Raw genomic sequence first — 21,451 nt, 5'->3', positions numbered from 1 at the left:
CCGGGGTCGTTGTGTTGTCGTGCTACTGGCCTTTATCAGGTCACAATATGGTTTTGTTCGATAAGCTCCGTCAGCGTGGTTTGTACATTCTCCAGGGTTACCAGTTGCGTGGAGTGGTAAGTGCTGCCCGCCCCGTCACGGTCAATAGAGAGAGTGGTATTGCCGCCGCTGGTGCTGACGCTGAGATAGTTGCCCAGCGAGGCGGTTTGCCCGTTCCAGCCCACCAGCAAATCGCCGATGTCAATTTTGTCGCCCTGCGCCAGCGAGAAGTTTCTCCATGTGTCAGTCCCGTTGCCGCCCGTGGCATCGCTGGCGTTGAGCAGGTTGTAGATCAGCGTGTCGCCATATACCGATCCCACCAGCACGTCGCTTTGCACGGTACTGCTTACCTGCGGGGCGATATCCACCGTCAGCGTGGCGGTATCGGTATGACCGTGGGTGTCATTGAGCGTGTAAGTGAATGTCTCCTTCGTGGTGATGGACGAGAGCGCCACACCGTTGTTGAGCGTGTAGGTGTACGAACCGTCGGTGCGAATTTGCAGAGAACCGTAGTGGCCCTGAATGGTTGTAGTGGCGCTGGAGTAAGGATCCAGCGTGGCGGTACTGCCGTTGTAACCGGTAATGGTCAGGCGCGTATCGACGGTATTCAACTGGTCCATCGCACCGCCGGAGTCGCTGCCGTCAAAGATATTGCCGCTGACGGTGTGCGTGCCGGAGGTTTCGAAGTTATCCAGATCGACCGTCGTCCCGGTGATTTTCGGCGTAATGGTCGCTGCGCCCGCCAGGGTGTTATTGCCGGTGAAGTTCAGCGTGTAGGTGCCGCCATCCAGCTCCAGCCCGCTCAGATTGACGGTCACGGTGGCGCCGCCGAGCGTGATATTGGCGACCGGCACGGTACCGGAGCGAACGACCACGCCGTTTTCCAGTATTGACCAGCTAATGGTCAGATTGCCCAGCGTCACTAGCGTCGAGACATCAAAGACGATGGACGCGCCTTTCAGAATGGTGCCTGCCGCGACGTCAAAGGTTCCGCTGCCGCTACCGGTTCTGCCAAGTACTCCCCAACTGGCACTCCCGACGGTGGAATCCAGATAACTCGTGGTGTCCTGTACGGACGGGGCCAACAGGGTATCGCTGACATCGTTCACGGCATCCAGCGGACGGGCAGTCGGCTGGATATTGAGCGAGGCGGTATCGGTATCCCCGTTTGGCGCTTTCACCGTGTAGATGAAGCTGTCCGGTGTTTTGGTGCCGTCCGCGCCTACGCCGCTTTTCAGGGTGTAGGTGTAGTTCCCTTTCGCATCAATGGTTAACGTGCCGTAGGTGCCGACAATAGTCGTCGGGCCGGTAGCGGCAACCGCCACACCGTTTACCTGGGTGACCAGCGTGCCGGCGGGGGCGATATCATCGCTCAACACATTGCCCTGGGTGCTGGTGGTCAGGCTGTCAACGCTGTAAACATGATCCTCCAGCACGTTCAGGGTATAGCCGGTCAACGCCGTGACGCCAAATGCCGGGTTCAGCAGGAACAGGTATTCGCCGCCCGGCAGATTCAGCGTCAGCTTGTCGGACTGACCGCCCAACAGCGGTGCGTTCAGCCAGTTTTTCTCCACTTGCCACTGTTCAAATTTCTGGGTGACGTCGTTGAAGCGATAGATGTACAGATCGAAGCTGGACGCCACCGCCACGCCGCCAATGGAGGATTGCAGCGTCATGGTGCGCGTAGAACCCTGCTCAACGTCGAAAATAATTGGGTTGCTCAGTTTGTCCAGTACGCCCAGATCCAGCACGTTGCCCAGACTGACGTTCACCACCGTAAAGCCGCCCTGCGAGGACGCCCCGTTGTTGATCGCCTCCACATGCGTGTCATAGGGCAGGGTGGAGACGTTATCGACGGCGGTCACGCTGCTGACCGGAGCGTCATTGCCCAGAGTAATCACCAGCTTCGCCGAGGCGCTGTTGCCGCCGCCGTTGATGGTGTAGGTGAAGCTCTCCGTGCGGCCAATCACTGAGGCCGGACTGTTCGGGTTCAGCGCATAGCTGTAGCTACCGTCCTGATTAATCGTCAGCGTGCCGTAGACACCCTGAATGACGTTACTGCCAGCGTTAAGCGTAAAGACTTGTCCGTTGGCGTTAGTGACTGTGGTGACAAGAGTATCCTGCGGCGCGCTGTCATTATTCAGCACGTTGCCAGTCTGCGGCGTAGTGGTAGTGATGGTACCGGCACTGGTCTCTTCGACGCTGACGTTCAGTGCGGTATAAGAGCCGGTTGCCAGCAGCGCGGTGTTATAGGTCAGAACCCGATAAGTACCGCCCTCCAGTCCGGACACGTTCACCGTGACGCCGCTGCTGCCGAGCGTCAGTAAATTGGCAAACTGTGCCTGCGCGGTGTCGATGACCGTGGTCCACGAGTTAGTCGCGGCATCATATTTCTGGATCGCCACCTCCTGCGTATTCAGCAACGAGAGCACAACCCCGGTAGCGCTGGCGTCTATCACCAGACTGGCGCTGCCGCCGTCCTGAATGGTGAACTCCACGGCTGCCGTATCGTTACCTAACACGTTCGCCACGTTGCCCAGCGCGCCAACCAGCAGCAAACCATAGTCGCTCAGTTGCTCGGTTGTGACGGTGGCACTGGAGGTTAACTCCAGATTTTCAACGTTATCGCTGGCCGAGATGGGCAGCGTTGGCGCGGTGACCTGCGTCGGGGTCGAGGTGTTGCCGACGGCGTCCGTGGCGCTGACGCTGATGTTCTCGCCGCTGGTCTGTTTGCGATCGAAGGTATAGGTGTAATTGCCGCTGCTGTTGGCGGTTGTGGTCACCGTTAAGCCCGTGCTAAGCGTGATGCTCACCGTACTGCCCGCTTCAGCAGTGCCGCTGATGCTGGCGCCGTCGGCGCTCACGGTGCCCGTTGGCGCGGCCGTGACCGTATCCACCGTGACGGTATAACCTGATGACAGCGTACTGGTGCCGTTGGTGTTAGTGGCTGTGGCGGTGAGGATGTGTGTTCCGTCGGCGATGTTGGCCTGCGGGGTCAGCGACCAGTTACCTTGCGCATCCACGCTGGTGCTGCCAATAGAGACGCCGTCGCTGTACACCGTGATGGTGGAGAACGGCTGACCCGTCCCGTTTAACAACGGTCTGGCGTCATTGGTGCCCTGACCGTTGGCCACCTGGCCGGTGATAGAGCCCACATCGTCCGTCAACGAGGCGATCACCGGGGCTCCAGGCAGACCACTGAACGGCGCAATGACGCTGCCGGAGGTCCCGGTATTACCCGCTTTGTCCTGGGCGACTACCTGCAACGTCTCTCCACCGACCTGCGCAGGGGTAATCAGAATGTTAAAGCTGCCAGTGGTGCCGTCCGCAACGCCGGTACCCAGCACCGTGCCATTGCTGCTGGTGATAGTGACCGTGCTGCCGGCCTCTGCCGTACCGGTGACGTGACTGCCGTTGGTGACCACCGCCAGATTGGTCGGCGTGCCGGGCGGCGTGGTATCCACCACGATGGTCGATGTCGCCGACGATGCGCTGACATTGCCCGCGGCGTCGGTGGCTTTGGCGGTAAAGGTATGCGTACCCTCCGTCAGTGCGGTGGTAGGCGTAAAGCTCCACGCGCCGTTGGCATCCGCCTGAATCGGGGTTGGCGTGAGTAACGTTGCGCCGTCATAGAGTGTGATGAATGCGCCCGGCTCGCTGGTGCCACGCAGCTCTGGCAGGGTGTCATTGGTGCTTTGTCCGCTGCCGACGGGACCGATGATATTGCTGACATCATCAAGAATGGTGGTAATCACCGGCGCGGTTGGCGCCAGCGTATCTACCGTGACGGCGAAACTGGCCGCCGGACCGACGTTGCCCGCGGCGTCAGTCGCGGTCACAGCAAGGGTATGCGCGCCGTTAGTCAGGGCGGTGGTTGGTGTGAAGGTCCAGTTGCCGTCCGTACCGACAACGAGGCTGCCAATGACCGTGCCGTTATCGGTAAAGGTTAGCGTGGTGCCTGGCTCTGCCGTGCCGTTAAGCGTTGGGCGAGTGTCATTGGTGCTCTGATTGGGCGACAGATTGCCGGTTTGCGGCGCGCTGTCATCGACCACAGAAGTGATTACCGGTGCCAGCGGTGCGGCGGTATCTACCGTGACGGTGAAGCTGGCAGAAGGACCGACGTTACCAGCGGCATCCGTTGGGGTGAAGGTTAACGGATGATTCCCCTGGCCCAGATCGCTGGTGGGGGTAAAGGTCCAGCTCCCGTTCGCCTCAACCGTCACGCTGGCGAGGGGAACGCCGTTGTCCGCGATGCTGATTGTGGTCCCCGGTTCACCGGTGCCGGTGAAAACAGGACGCGCATCGTTGGTGGTTTGACCGCTGCTCAGACTGCCGATGACTGGGCCAACGTCATCCTGCACATTACTGATTATTGGCGCGCCGGGCGAAACGGTATCGACCGTCAGCGTAAAATTCGCTGATGCCGGGCCGGTATTGCCCGCGCTGTCGGTGGCGGTGACCCTCAGCGAGTGGCCCCCCTGGGACAATCCGTCCGGTCGGTAGCTCCAACTCCCGCCTTCGGTCACGGTGGCGGTGCCAAGCAGAACGTTGCCATCGTAGACGTTAATGGTGCTATCGGGTTCACCGGTTCCGGTCATGATCGGGCGGGTATCATTGGTGCTTTGCCCGCCGGTGAGCGCACCGGTTCCTGGCGTCACGTTATCGGTGACGCTGACGATGGTGGGAGCCGGAGGGGCAACCGTATCGACGATCACAGTAAAGGCGGTGCCAGGGCTGACGTTACCGGCCGCGTCTGTGGCGGTTACGTTGAACGTGTGTGAGCCATTGCCCAGCGCGGTGGTGGGCATAAAGGTCCATGCGCCTGTACCGTTGGCCTGCACGGTGCCTAGCAGCGTGGTGCCGTCAAAAATGCTGACGGTGCTGTTCGCTTCGGCGGTTCCGGTCAGCGTTGGCCGCGTGTCGTTAGTGCTTTGTCCGTTGTTCAGCGAACCACTATTCGGGGCGACATCATCACTGACGGAACTGATGACAGGAGCCGATGGCGCCAGTGTGTCCACGGTCAGAGTGAACGCGGCGGACGGGCCTTCGTTGCCTGCCGCGTCCGTGGCCGTGACGGTCAGATTGTGTGGGCCGCTGCCTAATGGGGTATCCGGTGAGAGCGACCAGCTTCCATCGGTGCCCACCACCACGCTGCCCACGGCGAGTCCGCCGTCATACAGCGTAACAGTGGCACCCGGCTCCGCCGTTCCCTGGAAGGTTGGCTGAGTATCATTGGTGCTTTGTCCGTTCGCCAGTACGCCGGTTGACGGGGTGGTGTCATCGGTGACGCTTTGAATCACCGGTACCCGTGGCGCGGTGGTATCGATGTTCACCGTGTACGCAGTGGAAGGCGCGCTGACGTTACCCATCGCATCGGTGGCGGTGACGGTAATCGCATGTGAGCCTGTGGCAAGCGTCGGAGAGGTAAAACTCCAGCTACCGTTGGTGACCTGCGTGGTGCCGATTTTCACGCCATTGTCATAGAGGGTAATCGTACTGCCTTCTTCACCGCTGCCGGTAAAGGCGGGTGTGGTGTCATTGGTGCTACCACCGTTACCGATGACGCCTGTTTGCGGCTCGCTGTTATCCGTGGCGCTGGTAAGGGTTGGCGCTACTGGCGGCGTGGTATCCACCACCACGACAAATGCTTCCGACGCGACGCTGGTATTCCCTGCCGCATCGGTGGCAGTGATGGTCAGATTGTGGCTGCCTTCCCCCAGACCGGTGGGAGGCGTAAAACTCCACGTGCCGTTGACGACCTGTACCTGACCGATTGGCGTATTGCCATCGTAAATCGTGATGGTTTCGCCGTTGGTGCCGCTGCCGCTCAGGGTGGGACGGGTATCGTTGGTCGTCTGCCCGCTGGTCAGTGTTCCCGTACCCGGGGCGACATCATCTGTCACGCTGCCAATCGACGGTTGTGCCGGTGGAGTGAGATCGACGGTGATGTTGACCACGGCTGACGCTTTGCTGCCATCCACAGTATCGATAACCTCGAAGGTGTGCAGGCCTTCGGCTAACGTGGCGGTGGATGTCCAGTTCCAGTTGCCGTTCTCGTCAACCGGGACGTTTGACGCGACAACGATGCCGTCGACCAGAATATCGACGGTTGAGTTCGGTGTGGAAACGCCGCGCAGCCCTGGTTGCGTATCGTCAGTGGTTTGTCCGCTCTTCAGATCGCCCTGAATGGTGCCGGTGTCATCGACTATCGCGCTGATGACCGGCAACCCGGTGCCGGAGCCGGTAAAGTTTGTGGGATCGCTGGTGTTACCGGCGGCATCCTGCGCCGTAGCGGTCAGCGAATTGACGCCCGTTTGCGCTGGCGTGACCTGAATCTGGAACGTGCCGTCTGTTGCCACGCCCGTACCAATCACATTGCCGTCGGTATCGCGGATTGTCACCGTGCTGCCGGTTTCCGCTGTGCCGCTGACCGTCGCGCCATCGGCTGTGATCGTTACCTCCTCCGGGGACGCCGGTTTAGTCAGATCGACGTTCAGCGAGATGGAGGCAGAAGGCGTGCTGACGTTACCCGCCGGATCGGTGGCCGTTGCCGTCAACGTGTAATTGCCTTCGGTGAGCGGCGAATCCGGGGTGATCGTCCAGTTCCCTGCGGAATCGACTTCAGCCGTGCCAATCGCCGTGCTGCCATTCGACAGGGTGATGGTGCTGCCGGGTTCGCCGGTACCGCTAATGGGTAACCCGGGCTGATTGGTGACTGCCGGACTGCCCAGCGAGGTGATAAACGGCGCGTCGGGTGCCTGGGTATCAATGATGATGCCAGTCGCCTCCGACGGCTGACTGGTGTTACCTGCGGCATCTTTTGCCGTCACGCTAAAGTTGTAATGGCCTTCGACCAGGGCGCTATCCGGGGTAAAGCTCCAGACGCCATCAATGACCTCGGCAGTGCCAATCTCCACGCCGTTATTCAGAATGGTAACAATGCTACCCGTCTCGCCCGTCCCACTCAGCGTTGGGGTGGTATCGTTGGTTTGCGCTCCGGCGTTCAACGCCCCGTCATCATCGCTCACAGCCAGCGTTGGCGTGCCAGGCGCCTGGGTATCCACGCGAACAATGCGATCCGGCGAGGTGCTGCTGTTACCGGCGGGAGCGGTCGCGGTGACCTTGATGATATGGTCGCCCTGCGCCAGCAGTGGCGACGGGATGCTCCAGTTCCCGGAATTGTCAATCACCAGCGATGGCAGCGCGACGCCATCCAGCGTGATAGTGATCGTGTCGCCTGGCGTACCACTTCCGCTCAGCAGCGGTCGCGTATCATCGGTGTACTGACCGTTATCGAGAGTGCCGGTCTGATTGCCGACGCGGTCAGTGACGGTCAGGTTGGGCACGGCGGGTGGGGTGGTATCTACCAGAATGCCGATCGCCGCGGAGGGTTCACTGATATTGCCCGCCGGATCGGTGCTGGTGAGGGTAAAAACATGGTCGCCCTCATCAAGGGCATCCGACGTGTAGCTCCAGACGCCGTTAGTCACCGTGACGGTGGTAACCAGATCGCCATTGTCGTAAATGCTGATGATATCGCCATCTGTTCCCGTACCGCTCAGAACCGGCTGGGTTTCCCGGGTCGCCTGACCATCGGTGAGTGGGCCATTTGCGCCATCCGTCAGTGTCAGCGCCGGAGTGTCGGGGGCGGTGGTATCCACCGTAATGGTTATCGGGGAGGATTTCTCGCTGGTGTTGCCTAGAGGATCGCTGGCGGTGACGCGCAGCGTATGGTCGCCTTCGCCCAGCGCGGGAGTCGGGGTAAAGCTCCAGCTCCCGTTTTCCGCAACTTTTGTCGTGCCAATGATCGCCGTTCCGTCATACACCGTAATGGTGTCTCCGGCGGTGCCGCTTCCACTTAACACCGGTTGCGTGGCGTCGGTCACGTCGTTGTCCGTCAGTTCACCTACGTTGCTGCCAGTGTTGTCAGTCAGGGTCACGATCGGAACGACTGGCGGCGTGGTATCGACGGTAATCGTGATGGGTGCAGAAGGTGTGCTGGTCTGGTTTTCCACATCGGTCGCGGTGACGGTGAAGGTATGGTCGCCGTCGCCCAGCACCGGTGTGGTGAGCGTCCAGTTGCCGTTGCTGTCCACGGTGGTGGTTCCCGCAAGCGGGGTCCCTCCGTCCAGAATGGTGATGGTTGCGCCGGGTTCACCGGTACCGTTTAAGGTCAACGTGTTGTCGTCCGTGCGCTGGCTGTTACTCAGATTGCCTTTCTGCGCGCCGGCATCATCGATAATCGCACTGATGACGGGGGCGTCTGGCGCTGTGATATCCGGGGCCGTAACGTCAGTTGGCTGGCTGGTATTGCTCGCGGCATCGGTGGCGGTGATGCTCAGCGTTTCACCGTTGGCCTGCGGCGGGTTAAGGGGGATCACCAGCGTTCCGCTCTCCGGTACCGGACCGATTTCCGCCAGCGTATTGCCGTCACTGTCTTTAATCGTAATCGTACTGCCGGGTTCGGCGGTGGCGGTCAGGGTGGTGCCGTCTGTTGAAATAACCGCCGTAGGTGGCTGCGGCGCGGTGGTATCCGGCGCGGTAACGTTGGCTGGCGTGCTGTTCTGATTTGCCGGATCGGTCACTGTGGCAGTAAGCGTTTCACCATTGGTTTGCGGCGTGTCCAGCGTGACGGTGAAATTCCCCTCGCCGTCGGTTTGACCCTGGCCAATCGGGTTACCGTCCGGATCGCGAATCGTCACCGTGCTACCGGGTTCCGCAGTCCCCGTTACGGTGGCGCCATCATCCGAGACATCCAGGTTTCCGGCGGGCTGCGGCGGGGTCGTGTCCGGGGCGAGGGCGGTCGCCGGAGGACTGGTCAGATTCGCCGGATCCTTGACGATGGCGGTTAAAATTTCTCCGTTGGTTTGTGGTGGGTTCAGTGTGACGGTAAATGAGCCGTCGGGTTGAACCTGTTCAGATCCCAGCGGGGTGTTGTCGCTGCCGTAAATGGTCACCGTCGTGCCTGGCTCGGCGGTACCGGTTACGGTTGTCCCATCATCGGAAACATCCAGATCACCGGCCGCCTGCGGAGGCGTAGTATCTGGAGCGGTTGCGTTGGCTGGCGAGCTGTCATTTCCCGCTTTATCCGTGGCGATGGCGGTCAGAACTTCTCCGTTTACCCGTGGCGGATTGAGCGGGAAGCTGAATTTCCCTTCGCTGTCTGCGGTCACGGTGCCGAGCGTGGTGCCGCTGGCGTCAGCAATGGTGACTTTACTTCCCGCCTCGGCGTTGCCGGTCAGCACGGTTCCGTTTTGCGAGACGCGCAGATCGTCGGGAGCCGCCGGTGGGGTAGTATCCACGGTGACCGCAAATTCTATCGTATTGCCGCTGACGCCGTCCTCTGTGGTCTGTGTGGCCGTGTAGTTGTGCAACCCTTCAGGCACATCTGTCAGATCGAACGTCCACGTGCCATCGTTGGCACTCGCCGTGCCGATCGCGATACCATTTTCATAAATGGTCACGACTGCGCCAGGCAACGCGGTACCTGTAAGGGTGGGGGTGGTGTCCTTGGTAAACTGACCGCTGCCTAACGTCACCGCGATGGGTTGCGTGTCATCAATGATGCCGGTAATGGTGGGGGCATCAGGAAAACCTGAGTCGGAACCGAGAAAGGCGGCTTCGTCACCTTCGTTACCCGCAGCGTCAGAAATATCGGCATACAGCTGTTCGGAATCGGTTTGCGCTGAAGTGAGGCGAACGGTAAACCGGCCAGTGTCATCGACCTGAACCGAGGCCAGGACATTGTGCTGGTTGTCGAAAATCGTGACGACACAACCCGCTTCTGCGATCCCTGAAACCCAGAGCCCATCTTCAGAAATCGCTAACCCGGAGACCTCATCAGGGGCAATCGTGTCGACGGTAAAGGTGAAATCACCGGAGATGGCGCTGGTATTACCGTTTTCGTCCGTCGCGGTCGCGGTCAGTACGTGTTCGCCTTCGGAAAGCGGGAGGTCGGGTTTATAGCTCCAGTTTCCTTGTCCATCGACGATAACGGTCCCCATGACCTGCCCATTGTCATAGAGGGTGATGATGGAGCCTGCTTCACCGGTACCGGTAATCATCGGCTGGCTGTCGTTGGTGCTCTGGTTTTCCTGAATCGCCCCCGTAATGGCGGAGACGGCATCTGTTGCGCTGGTAATCACAGGGGCCGTCGGTGGTGTGGAATTTTCCCCGCCCGGAAGGTTCGTGTTGTTATCGCCGCCGCTGTTATTTCCACTTCCGTTATTTCCGCCCGCATCCCCCGGCGTGCCGCCGTTCCCGGAACCATCATCAGGATTACCATTGTCGTTATCATGATGATGACTGCTGCCACCTCCCGAGGATGCGATGGCCACGATTCCACCGGCAGCAACCGCGCCACCCAGAAGCCATGGCCAGAGTGCTCCGCCTTCGTGAGATTCGCCGGCAGTAACCAGTAAATCGTCAATGGTTGAAATTTGTTCAAAATGCAGACCGTTTTCCGGGTTTTCCACCCACCACAGAGCACCGTGACTGTCTTCCAGCACCAGTTGGCTGGCCCCCTGGTCGTTCGCCACATAGAAATTTTTAACGGTCAGTTTTTCACCGGACGTAAAGGTGATCACCAGATCCTGATTCACGCGAGCCAGTTGGCTGATGTCGCTACGCTCTGCGGATAATTTCACAATGGAAGGGGCATTAAGTGTGACTTCAGAGGCTTCAACATTGGTGGAAACGCCCGTCAACCTGGATATAACGGCGAGATGACGCATATGATCACTCCTGATGGCTAGCTCTGTGCATAAATTCGTTAAAACTACCGGGCAGGGAAAAGTACAGACGAGCGATCCCGTTCATCATGTGGATGAATTCTTGCCGGTGATGACAATGTTATGGCCGTGCAGATAATGGTTTCTGTTGCGTTGAATAACCCTTTGTTTTTTTGATCCACTGGTACTTTCGTATTAGATGATATAGTCAGAAAGAACTCATTCTGCAAATTAACGTATATTTGCGATTTGTTTAGTGGCGGTAAAATATATACAGTTTTGCACCGATTGGCGACGTGAAACGGTACGGTGCGGAAAGCGAGTGTGATTTATCTCATTGTATTGAAATTAATTTTATGATTTCTGTTAGCCGGATAGGTATTGATTTCTTACATAAATTGTATTGGTATTTTTGACTATTAAAATGTCAAAAAAAATTATTTGAAGTATTAGATTATTGGACTATGTACGTAATATGAATAGGGTTGAAGATATATTCTTATCAGTTTTACGTTTCGGGGAAATAGAAATAATAAAGGAGAGAATATATTTTTGGAGATTCAACAGGTAAATAATGATGACCTACCTCAAATGCGAGGCAGGTCACATAATAACACCGTTAGCGTCCGGCATTTTTCATAATGCGCGCTTTATCCAGTTGCCATTCACGTTCTTTCAGATCGGAACGTTTGTCGTGCTGTTTCTTACCCTTCGCTACGCCAATTTTGACCTTGCACCAGGCATTCTTCCAGTACAGAGAAAGGGCGACAACAGTGTAGCCTTCACGATTCACTCGACCATACAGGGAATCAAGTTCACGCTGATTCAACAGCAGTTTACGGGTGCGAGTGGGATCGCACACCACGTGCGTGGAGGCCACCGCCATCGGCGTAAAGTTAGCGCCGAACAGGTACGCTTCGCCGTCTTTCAGGATCACATAGCTGTCGCCGATGTTGGCTTTACCGGCGCGCAGGGATTTCACTTCCCACCCTTGCAGAGCGAGTCCCGCTTCGAATTCTTCTTCGATAAAGTATTCGTGTCGCGCGCGCTTGTTGAGCGCGATGGTGGCTGAGCCAGGTTTGTGTGCTTTTTTCTTCGTCATAGTGCCGCTCAGTATAGGTAATCTGGAATCGAAAAACACCCCATTTCATCCTTTGGGGCGCAAGGAGATATCTTAACATGAACGAGGTTGTACCCTGTTGTGGGATAGCGTTTTTTTTACCTTGTGATAAATGGTATTATTTGTTCGATTTTTGTTGATGGAAAGAGCTATGCCGCAGATTAGTCGAACCGCGTTAGTCCCTTACAGTGCGGAACAGATGTATCAGTTAGTGAATGATGTTCAGTCCTATCCCCAGTTTTTACCGGGTTGTACCGGCAGCCGTGTTCTCGAGTCTACGCCAGGACAGATGACGGCCGCAGTGGATGTCTCTAAGGCGGGGATCAGCAAGACGTTCACCACGCGAAATCAGTTAACCAGTAACCAGAGTATCTTGATGCATCTGGTCGACGGTCCGTTCAAAAAATTGATTGGTGGCTGGAAATTTACGCCGCTGAGTACGGATGCCTGCCGCATTGAGTTTCATCTCGATTTCGAGTTTACCAATAAGCTGATAGAGCTGGCGTTTGGCCGTATCTTCAAAGAGCTGGCATCCAATATGGTGCAGGCTTTTACGGTTCGAGCCAAAGAGGTCTACCGTGTCGCCTAAGATTGTCGTTGAGGTGGCCTATGCGCTGCCTGAGAAACAGTACCTGCAACCGGTGACGTTGCAGCCGGGGGCAACGGTCGAAGAGGCTATCCGCGCGTCGGGGCTGCTGGAACTGCGAACCGATATCGACCTGACGAAAAACAAAGTCGGTATTTACAGCCGTCCGGTCAAGCTGGCGGATGTGTTACAGGATGGCGATCGGGTAGAAATTTATCGACCACTGATTGCCGATCCGAAAGAGTTGCGCAGACAGCGGGCAGAGAAATCGGCAAAAAAATAGCAGATAACAAAAAAGGTGCTCTGAGAGCACCTTTTTTGTTATCTGAAGACAAGCTTACGGATTGTTGGTCAACGAAGGCTTGTTATCGATATTGGTCAATACACCGCTGCTGTTGAAGGTTAACGTCAGCGTTTGCTGCGTAACACCTTCATGGCCCGGCTGTTGACGGAACACATAGAACCAGGTGTTGGTGCCAAACGGATCGGACATCATCGGCGTACCCAGCGCATAGGCAACCTGTTGTTGCGTCATGCCCACACGAATTTTGGCTACATCGTTCGCGGTCAGATAGTTCCCCTGGTTGATATCAGGGCGGTAAACCACTCGCTCCAGAGTGGAACAGCCTGCGGTCAACATCAATAATACTGCTGCGGCAGCAGTCAGCGTTTTACAGCGCATAGTGATTTGATTCCTTTTCGGGCCCGAGCAGTACGTGGCTCATATGTAATATGCCGATGATAATAGACCTTTCACCACTTTAAAACCTTTTGCTTACGGGTCCGACGGCGTTTTTGTTGTCTACTCTGACCGTTAGGGTGCAAAAAAGTTTACGCTGCCAGCAGTTCTTTCGCATTTGCTAGGGTGTTGCGCGTTACTTCGCTGCCGCCCAGCAGGCGCGCCAGCTCCTGTAACCGTGCGCGTTTATCCAGTGGTTGCATGTGCGTTTCGGTCATTTCGCCGTCGGTCTCTTTACTGACAAAAAAGTGCTGATGACCGCATCCCGCCACTTGTGGAAGGTGCGTGACGCACATCACTTGTGTTGACTCACCGAGCTGACGCAGCAATTTCCCGACCACTGCGGCTGTTGGACCACTGATGCCGACATCGACTTCATCGAAAATCAGCGCCGGGGTTTCCATCTTACGTGCGGTAATCACCTGAATGGCGAGAGCAATACGCGACAGTTCCCCACCGGAGGCCACTTTGGCAATCGGCTGCATCGGCTGGCCTGGGTTAGTTGTCACTTTAAACTCGACGCGGTCTGCGCCGTCCTGGCTCAGATGGTGCTCATCAAACGCCACGTCGATAGTGAAACGACCGTGTGGCATAGAGAGTGAGTGCATACTCTCGGTAATGAGGGTACTCAGTTCCTGGGCATAGTGCTGACGTTGCTCATGCAGCGCTTTCGCTGCTTCCAGCGCCTGCTGGCGGTGTTTGTTCACGGCCAGAGTCAACGTTTCCAGCGAGTCGGCCTGATCGTCGAGCTGCTGCTGTTCCTCCAGTAACGACTGGTAATACTGTGGCAGCGCTTCCGGACTGACGTGGTGTTTACGGGCCAGCGAAATTTGCTTCGAGATACGCTGTTCCAGTTCGAACAGGCGATTAGGGTCTAAATCCAGGCGATCGCAATAGTGGCGCAGCTCGTCACTGGCTTCCGTGAGTTGAATCGTTGCCTCTTCCAGCATATCAAGAATGCCTGAGAGCTTACCGTCCATACCGACCAGTTCACTAACCAGTTGCTTTGCGGTATAGAGCTGACTTTGTAGGTTAACGTCTTCACCGTCTGCCATCAGTGACAGCGCATTCTGGCTGGTGGAGAGAAGCTGGCCGCTGTTGGCCAGGCGCTTGTACTCTTCATCAATCTGTTCAAACTCACCCGGCTGCGGGTTAAATTCATTCAGCTCTTTAAGCTGATATTGCAGCAGTTCCGCACGAGCGGCACGTTCCTGACTCAGCTGCTGGTGATGTGCTAAATCACGGCAGCTCTGGTGCCAGAGTTGGTAACGCGCAGCCATATCCTGCACCCGCACGGATTCATTCGCGTAGCCATCAAGCAAGGATTTTTGGTGTTCAGCTTTGGTCAGCAACTGATGCGCGTGCTGGCCATGAATTTGAATGAGCAGTTGTCCCAGTTCGCGAAGCTGAGAGAGGGGAACCGCAGTCCCGTTGATAAAACCACGGGAACGCCCGTCGCTGCTGATCACGCGGCGAAGTAAACACTCACGTCCTTCTTCAAGCTGGTTTTCTTCCAGCCAGCGCAGGGCTGCAGGGGTATCCTTCAGCGAAAAACGGGCGCACAGGTCAGCACGGCTGGCGCCGGCCCGGACCATGTCGGCTTCAGCACGGCCACCAAGGCACAAGCCGAGCGCATCAATTGCAATAGATTTACCCGCCCCAGTTTCACCGGTGATGACGGTCATTCCGCTCTGAAAATCGATCTCAAGTTCACGAACGATAGCAAAATTGCTGATGGTCAGTTGTGCCAACATAGTCGTTTTCCTGTATGAAAAACCATAACTGTAATTACATACAGTATAAACTGGTTTTTTATACAGTAAAGAGGTTGGTGTTAAATTAGAATAATTTTTTTGACCAGCCTAATTTGGTACTTAATGTATTGAAATAGCTATAATCTTTAGGGTGGATGAGATTCAGGTGATAGTCACAGCGGCGGATCAGTACATCTTCACCTTCCTGGATCGGCAACGCGATCTGACTGTCACAACTGATTTCGAGATCGTTACGGCGGTGCGAGAAGCGCAACCGAATAGTGCTGCTGCTGTTGATGACCAGCGGACGCGCAGAAAGGGTGTGCGGGAACATCGGCACCAGCGTGATGGCATCAAGCGACGGGGTCAGAATCGGCCCGCCGGCGGAGAGGGAATAGGCGGTGGAACCGGTAGGCGTTGAGATGATCAGGCCATCGGAACGCTGAGAGAAGGCAAAGCTTTCGTCAATATAGACTTCAAACTCAATCATATGCGCGACTTTGCCGGGATGCAGCACCACTTCGTTAATGGCGGTACTGATACGCTTCTGGCAGTCCTTCTGACACACCTGTGCTTCCAGCAGAAAGCGTTTTTCCGCGACGTAATGACCTTCCAGCACGTCGGCGAGCTGTTGCTGCGCGTTATCGGGGTCAAGGTCAGTCAGAAAGCCGAGATTGCCACGGTTGATACCGATCACTTTGATATCGTATCGCGCCAGCGTTCGCGCCGCACCCAGCATATTGCCATCACCGCCGACAACCACCGCGAGGTCTGCCTGCTGGCCAATCTCCGCCAGGGTGCCAATTTTCACATTCTTCAACTGCAACTCGTGAGCGATTTGTTGCTCAACAATGACCTCATACCCTTTCGTGCATAACCAGCGGTAGAGCATTTCATGTGTCGTGAGTGCCGTGGGGTGCCGAGGGTGTCCCACAATGCCGATACACTTGAAATGATTATTCATTTTTTCGAGGTCCTTGTGACGAAGATTGATGACAATGTGAGTGCTTCCCTTGAAACCCTGAATCTGATCCCCATAATAAGCGAAGTTAGCGAGATGAATGCGAAAAAAACGCGGAGAAATTCATGAGTAGTAAAGAACAGAAAACGCCTGAGGGGCAAGCCCCGGAAGAAATTATCATGGATCAGCACGAAGAAGTTGAGGCGGTTGAATCAGACGCTTCTGCTGAGCAGGTGGATCCGCGCGATGAAAAAATTGCGAATCTGGAAGCGCAGCTTACTGAAGCTCAGACCCGTGAACGTGATGCGGTGTTGCGCATAAAAGCGGAAATGGAAAACCTGCGTCGCCGTACCGAACTGGACGTTGAGAAGGCACACAAGTTCGCGCTGGAGAAATTCGTCAATGAACTGCTGCCGGTGATTGATAGCCTGGATCGCGCGCTGGAAGTGGCGGACAAAGCCAATCCGGATATGAAGCCTATGGTGGAAGGGATCGAACTGACCCTGAAATCGATGCTGGATGTGGTGCGCAAGTTTGGCGTTGAAGTGATTGCTGAGACGAACGTTGCGCTGGATCCGAACGTGCATCAGGCGATTGCGATGGTCGAGTCTGAAGACATCGCGCCGGGCAACGTGCTGGGTATTATGCAGAAAGGCTATACGCTAAACGGTCGTACGATCCGCGCGGCGATGGTGACCGTTGCGAAAGCGAAAGGTTAATCTTTCGGCTATTTATATTGCCGGATGGCGCTGATGTTTATCCGGCCTACGGCCCACTGGAAAACCAGCGGGCCGTTTTCATTACTCCGCGACACTCTCCCGCAGCGGTTTAACGGGCAACACTTTGACCTGTTTAATCATATTCTCCTGGACGTCGAGAATATCGATATCATATTGACCGATGCGCACGCGAGTGCCCGCAATCGGGATCTCTTCCAGTGCTTCCAGAATCACGCCATTTACCGTACGCGCGTCGTCTTCCGGCAGATGCCAGTTAAACGCTTTGTTAATTTCCCGCACGTTGGCGCTGCCATCGATAATCACCGAACCGTCATTTTGCGGCGTCACTTCCTCAGCCAGCGTAGGTGACATCGAGGTGGTAAAGTCGCCGACAATCTCTTCAAGAATATCTTCCACCGTGACCAGCCCCTGAATATCGCCATATTCATTGACCACCAGGCCGACTTTCTTTTTATTGCGCTGAAATTTGATGAGCTGTGTGTTGAGCGGCGTGCCCTCCGGGACGAAGTAAATCTCATCGGCGGCGCGCAGCATGGTCTCTTTGGTGAACTCTTTCTTTTCCGACATTAACCGCCAGGCTTCGCGAACGCGCAGCATGCTGATAGCGTCATCCAGCGAGTCACGGTACAACACAATACGCCCGTGCGGCGAGTGCGATAGCTGACGCACGATGGACTTCCAGTCGTCATTGATATCAATTCCCATAATTTCACTGCGCGGCACCATGATGTCATCCACGCTGACCTTTTCCAGATCGAGCACTGACAGCAGCATGTCCTGGTTGCGCCGGGAAATTTGCGAGCGGGATTCATTCACGAGGGTTCGTAACTCATCTTTACTCAACGAACCGCTGATGACGATATCGGTTTTAATGCCCATCATGCGCATCAGTAATCGGGTGATGGTGTTGAGCAACCAGACCAACGGCATCATCAGAATCTGTAACGGCGCCAACAGGAAGCTGCTGGGATAGGCCACCTTTTCCGGGTACAGCGCCGCAATGGTTTTTGGCAGAACTTCGGCAAACACCAGCACGACGAAGGTCAGCACGCCGGTGGCGATGGCAACGCCCGCATCGCCATACAAACGCATACCGACAATGGTGCCGATGGCCGAAGCAAGAATATTGACCAGGTTATTACCAATTAGTACCAGGCTTATCAGGCGATCGGGCTTACGCAGCAGCTTTTCAACGCGCTTTGCTGGACGGTTCCCTTGTTTGGCAAGGTGGCGTAAGCGATAGCGATTCAGGGTCATCATTCCGGTTTCGGAACCGGAAAAATAAGCGGAGATAACCACCATGACGATCAATGTGACGATCAGCGTGGTGGTGGAGATGTGTTCCAGGGGGCGCCTCCTTTAAGGCTTAGCTGACAAACTGCTGCAATATCCGGCTACCGAAATAAGCCAGCGTCAGGATCCCGGCGCCTGCGACGTTAAACCACACAACACGACGACCGCGCCAGCCTTCATGATAATGTCCCCACAACAGAACAATATAGACAAACCATGCGATGATCGAGAGCACCGCTTTGTCGATATTTTCCATGCTGAACAGATTGTGCATGTAAAACAGGCCGGTACACAGGGTGAGCGTCAGCAGGACCACGCCAATCTGCGTGATGTGGAACATCTTGCGTTCGATGCTCATCAGCGGCGGCATTTCATTATTGAATGCCAGCTTTTTGTTTTTAAGCTGATAGTCGATCCACGCCAGTTGCAGCGCGTACAGTGCGGCGATAATGAGTGTCGCATAAGAGAACAGCGACAACCCGATGTGGACCATCATTCCCGGCGTGGCTTCAAGGTGGGTGATGAACTCGTTCGGCATAAAGGTCGCGAAAGCCAGATTGATCAGCGCGAAGGCATACACCACTGGCAACAGTAGCCAGCCACGGTTGCGCGAGGCGACAATCGTCATCACCGTACAGATCATCAGGCTGACCAGCGAACCGACGTTCAGCAGGCTCAGGTTTTGTCCGCTATCACCACCCGGCAGAATGCGGGCTTCAAGCGCAATGGCGTGACACACCAGCGCGACAACCGCAGAAAGAATGGCCATACGCCGCCAGCCGCTGTTTTTTTGCAGCAGAGCGGGGACGATCAGCGCGAGGCTGACGGAATAGGCGACAAGGGCGAGCAAAGCAAAAACGGGCATAGTGGTGTCGACAGTTGGCCAGTGAGAAAGAGAAGCAGTATAGCGTTACGTGACCGCGGCTCCAACCGTTGCATAACAACAAAGACGGCTTCATGTTATACTGCGACAAAATTCTGTTCATGTGTCGCTTGAGCGACCAACCGTTTCCACCCCAGGCGAGAGACAATGTTTGATAATTTAACCGATCGTTTGTCGCGCACGCTGCGCAATATCAGTGGCCGCGGACGCCTTACTGAAGACAACGTTAAAGAGACGCTGCGCGAAGTGCGCATGGCGCTGCTGGAGGCTGACGTTGCGCTGCCGGTAGTGCGAGAGTTTATCAATCGCGTAAAAGAGAAAGCGGTTGGGCATGAAGTTAACAAGAGCCTGACGCCAGGGCAGGAGTTCGTCAAGATTGTCCGTAACGAACTCGTGGCGGCGATGGGCGAAGAGAACCAGAGCCTGAATCTGGCTGCGCAGCCGCCAGCCGTGGTGCTGATGGCGGGCTTGCAGGGTGCGGGTAAAACCACCAGCGTCGGTAAGCTGGGTAAGTTCCTGCGCGAAAAGCACAAGAAGAAAGTGCTGGTCGTCTCCGCTGACGTATATCGCCCTGCGGCGATCAAACAGCTGGAAACGCTGGCCGAGCAGGTTGGCGTTGATTTCTTCCCGTCGGATGTCGGCCAGAAGCCGGTCGATATCGTTAACGCGGCGCTGAAAGAAGCCAAACTCAAATTCTACGACGTGCTGCTGGTGGATACCGCCGGTCGTCTGCACGTTGATGAAGCGATGATGGACGAAATCAAGCAGGTCCATGCTTCTATCAATCCGGTAGAAACCCTGTTTGTGGTCGATGCGATGACCGGTCAGGATGCGGCGAATACCGCGAAGGCGTTCAATGAAGCGCTGCCGCTGACCGGCGTGGTGCTGACTAAAGTTGATGGTGACGCCCGTGGCGGTGCTGCGCTCTCTATTCGTCACATCACCGGCAAGCCGATCAAATTCCTCGGCGTTGGCGAGAAAACCGAGGCGCTGGAGCCGTTCCATCCGGATCGTATCGCGTCACGTATTCTCGGCATGGGCGACGTGCTGTCGCTGATCGAAGATATCGAAAGCAAAGTTGACCGCGCGCAGGCTGAGAAGCTGGCGACGAAACTGAAAAAGGGCGACGGTTTTGATCTGACCGACTTTCTGGAACAGCTGCGCCAGATGAAAAACATGGGCGGCATGGCGAGCCTGATGGGCAAGCTGCCGGGCATGGGGCAGATCCCGGACAACGTGAAGTCACAGATGGATGACAAAGTGCTGGTGCGCATGGAGGCGATCATCAACTCGATGACCCTGAAAGAGCGCGCGAAGCCGGAAATCATCAAAGGGTCCCGTAAACGCCGTATCGCACAAGGCTGCGGTATGCAGGTGCAGGACGTTAACCGCCTTCTGAAACAGTTCGACGACATGCAGCGCATGATGAAGAAGATGAAGAAGGGCGGGATGGCCAAAATGATGCGCAGTATGAAAGGGATGATGCCGCCAGGATTCCCTGGTCGCTAAAAACAAGGGTATAGGGCTATCTTGTTTGCCATTTTAGTTCCGGGGTGTGCTCGAAATGCTCACGTACTACGTGTACGCTCCGCTTTCTGTGCGCACGCCGGAACGAAACTGGCTTCACCGATATACGCCTTCTATCCCTTGTTTACTGTCCAGCATCAAGATGCTGATTGCAATTTCCCCAGAAATCAGTAAAATTTTCGGGCTTTTAATATGACACCGGGCTCCGTTCCTCGATGGGGCCCGGTTGTTTTATTCACACAAGAGGATGTTATGGTAACTATTCGTTTAGCTCGTCACGGCGCTAAAAAGCGTCCGTTCTACCAGGTTGTTGTTACTGACAGCCGTAACGCACGTAACGGTCGCTTCATTGAGCGCGTTGGCTTCTTTAACCCAATCGCTAGCGAAAAAGAAGAAGGCACTCGCCTGGATCTGGATCGCATCGCTCACTGGGTTGGCCAGGGCGCGACCATTTCTGATCGCGTTGCTACGCTGATCAAAGAAGTAAGCAAAGCAGCTTAATCTGTCACGGTGGTCATGATGAGCAAGCAACTCACTGCGCAAGCACCCGTGGACCCGATTGTCTTAGGGAAAATGGGATCGTCTTACGGTATTCGTGGTTGGCTCAGAGTGTTTTCTTCCACTGAAGACGCCGAAAGCATTTTTGACTATCAGCCCTGGTTTATCCAGAAGGCGGGTCAGTGGCAGCAAGTACAGCTGGAAAGCTGGAAGCACCACAATCAGGATCTGATCATCAAGCTGAAAGGCGTTGAAGATCGGGATGCTGCGAATCTGTTGACCAATTGCGAAATTGTCGTGGATTCTACGCAACTGCCAAAACTGGAAGAGGGTGACTACTACTGGAAAGACCTGATGGGCTGCCAGGTAGTGACCACTGAAGGCTACGATCTCGGTAAAGTCGTCGACATGATGGAAACCGGATCGAATGACGTCATCGTCATTAAGGCAAACCTGAAAGATGCGTTTGGTATCAAGGAACGCCTCGTGCCGTTCCTCGATGGGCAGGTTATCAAGAAAGTCGATCTCACTACGCGGACTATCGAAGTAGATTGGGATCCTGGTTTTTAAACCACCGGATA

General features: G+C 55.8%; 13 protein-coding genes. 6 read left to right on the top strand and 7 right to left on the bottom strand.

Translation table 11 applies throughout. From position 1 onward, the window contains the following. Positions 1-35: 35 nt before the first annotated feature. Together AOY24_RS15400 and smpB are read right to left on the bottom strand one after the other, a co-directional pair. On the bottom strand, positions 36-10,772 hold the full coding sequence (locus AOY24_RS15400) for a BapA/Bap/LapF family large adhesin (RefSeq protein WP_054176921.1): 10,737 nt from the start codon (positions 10,770-10,772) through the stop codon (positions 36-38). Between the two features lie 616 nt (positions 10,773-11,388). Next, complete coding sequence (gene smpB / locus AOY24_RS15395; RefSeq protein ID WP_042325938.1) at positions 11,389-11,871, bottom strand: SsrA-binding protein SmpB; 483 nt, start codon at positions 11,869-11,871, stop codon at positions 11,389-11,391. 130 nt (positions 11,872-12,001) lie between these two features. Between smpB and AOY24_RS15390 the strand changes: the two genes are divergently transcribed. Together AOY24_RS15390 and AOY24_RS15385 are read left to right on the top strand one after the other, a co-directional pair. Next, positions 12,002-12,478 carry a type II toxin-antitoxin system RatA family toxin gene (locus AOY24_RS15390; protein WP_042999680.1) on the top strand — a complete coding sequence of 159 codons (477 nt, stop codon included), beginning with the start codon at positions 12,002-12,004 and terminating at the stop codon, positions 12,476-12,478. Then, positions 12,468-12,758: an RnfH family protein gene (locus tag AOY24_RS15385; protein ID WP_042999681.1), complete on the top strand. Its 291-nt coding sequence runs from the start codon at positions 12,468-12,470 to the stop codon at positions 12,756-12,758. The genes AOY24_RS15390 and AOY24_RS15385 overlap by 11 nt, the downstream gene beginning before the upstream one ends. A gap of 54 nt (positions 12,759-12,812) precedes the next feature. Here the strand turns inward: AOY24_RS15385 and bamE are convergent, their stop codons facing one another. From bamE to nadK, 3 genes are all read right to left on the bottom strand, one after another. Continuing rightward, on the bottom strand, positions 12,813-13,157 hold the full coding sequence (gene bamE, locus AOY24_RS15380) for an outer membrane protein assembly factor BamE (protein WP_044255202.1): 345 nt from the start codon (positions 13,155-13,157) through the stop codon (positions 12,813-12,815). Positions 13,158-13,306: 149 nt separating this feature from the next. Next, positions 13,307-14,968: a DNA repair protein RecN gene (gene recN / locus AOY24_RS15375; protein WP_042999683.1), complete on the bottom strand. Its 1,662-nt coding sequence runs from the start codon at positions 14,966-14,968 to the stop codon at positions 13,307-13,309. Between the two features lie 85 nt (positions 14,969-15,053). Next, entirely contained in the window at positions 15,054-15,932 is an 879-nt protein-coding gene (gene nadK / locus AOY24_RS15370; protein ID WP_042325929.1) for an NAD(+) kinase, read from the bottom strand. A gap of 122 nt (positions 15,933-16,054) precedes the next feature. Between nadK and grpE the strand changes: the two genes are divergently transcribed. Then, a complete protein-coding gene (gene grpE, locus AOY24_RS15360; protein ID WP_042999685.1) occupies positions 16,055-16,648 on the top strand; it encodes a nucleotide exchange factor GrpE in 594 nt (197 codons plus the stop codon). Positions 16,649-16,729: 81 nt separating this feature from the next. Here grpE and AOY24_RS15355 read toward each other — a convergent pair whose 3' ends face one another. Further along, positions 16,730-18,016: an HlyC/CorC family transporter gene (locus AOY24_RS15355; protein ID WP_152967205.1), complete on the bottom strand. Its 1,287-nt coding sequence runs from the start codon at positions 18,014-18,016 to the stop codon at positions 16,730-16,732. A gap of 19 nt (positions 18,017-18,035) precedes the next feature. Beyond that, the gene (locus AOY24_RS15350; protein ID WP_042999687.1) at positions 18,036-18,827 is read right to left on the bottom strand and encodes an inner membrane protein YpjD; all 792 of its coding nucleotides are present in this window, start codon (positions 18,825-18,827) and stop codon (positions 18,036-18,038) included. A 165-nt stretch (positions 18,828-18,992) separates the two neighbouring features. Between AOY24_RS15350 and ffh the strand changes: the two genes are divergently transcribed. The 3 genes from ffh to rimM all read left to right on the top strand — a co-directional run bounded on the left by ffh (position 18,993) and on the right by rimM (position 21,440). Beyond that, positions 18,993-20,354 carry a signal recognition particle protein gene (gene ffh / locus AOY24_RS15345; protein WP_042325920.1) on the top strand — a complete coding sequence of 454 codons (1,362 nt, stop codon included), beginning with the start codon at positions 18,993-18,995 and terminating at the stop codon, positions 20,352-20,354. Between the two features lie 270 nt (positions 20,355-20,624). Beyond that, positions 20,625-20,873: a 30S ribosomal protein S16 gene (rpsP, locus tag AOY24_RS15340; RefSeq protein WP_042325918.1), complete on the top strand. Its 249-nt coding sequence runs from the start codon at positions 20,625-20,627 to the stop codon at positions 20,871-20,873. A gap of 18 nt (positions 20,874-20,891) precedes the next feature. Further along, positions 20,892-21,440 carry a ribosome maturation factor RimM gene (gene rimM, locus AOY24_RS15335; protein ID WP_042325915.1) on the top strand — a complete coding sequence of 183 codons (549 nt, stop codon included), beginning with the start codon at positions 20,892-20,894 and terminating at the stop codon, positions 21,438-21,440. The last annotated feature ends 11 nt before the right edge of the window (positions 21,441-21,451 follow it).

Origin of the sequence: Citrobacter sp. CtB7.12, from assembly GCF_001297795.1 — a bacterium.
Lineage (GTDB): Bacteria > Pseudomonadota > Gammaproteobacteria > Enterobacterales > Enterobacteriaceae > Citrobacter_A > Citrobacter_A amalonaticus.
The sequence above is the reverse complement of the archived record's forward strand: the minus strand, read 5'-3'. Positions and strand labels throughout refer to the sequence as shown.

Excerpts from the sequence above, each read along its gene's own strand:
- bamE (WP_044255202.1), bottom strand. The coding sequence starts at position 13,157 with ATGCGCTGTAAAACGCTGACTGCTGCCGCAGCAGTATTATTGATGTTG.
- recN (WP_042999683.1), bottom strand. The coding sequence starts at position 14,968 with ATGTTGGCACAACTGACCATCAGCAATTTTGCTATCGTTCGTGAACTT.
- nadK (WP_042325929.1), bottom strand. The coding sequence starts at position 15,932 with ATGAATAATCATTTCAAGTGTATCGGCATTGTGGGACACCCTCGGCAC.
- grpE (WP_042999685.1), top strand. The coding sequence starts at position 16,055 with ATGAGTAGTAAAGAACAGAAAACGCCTGAGGGGCAAGCCCCGGAAGAA.
- AOY24_RS15350 (WP_042999687.1), bottom strand. The coding sequence starts at position 18,827 with ATGCCCGTTTTTGCTTTGCTCGCCCTTGTCGCCTATTCCGTCAGCCTC.
- rimM (WP_042325915.1), top strand. The coding sequence starts at position 20,892 with ATGAGCAAGCAACTCACTGCGCAAGCACCCGTGGACCCGATTGTCTTA.
- AOY24_RS15400 (WP_054176921.1), bottom strand. The coding sequence starts at position 10,772 with ATGCGTCATCTCGCCGTTATATCCAGGTTGACGGGCGTTTCCACCAAT.
- smpB (WP_042325938.1), bottom strand. The coding sequence starts at position 11,871 with ATGACGAAGAAAAAAGCACACAAACCTGGCTCAGCCACCATCGCGCTC.
- rpsP (WP_042325918.1), top strand. The coding sequence starts at position 20,625 with ATGGTAACTATTCGTTTAGCTCGTCACGGCGCTAAAAAGCGTCCGTTC.
- ffh (WP_042325920.1), top strand. The coding sequence starts at position 18,993 with ATGTTTGATAATTTAACCGATCGTTTGTCGCGCACGCTGCGCAATATC.
- AOY24_RS15390 (WP_042999680.1), top strand. The coding sequence starts at position 12,002 with ATGGTATTATTTGTTCGATTTTTGTTGATGGAAAGAGCTATGCCGCAG.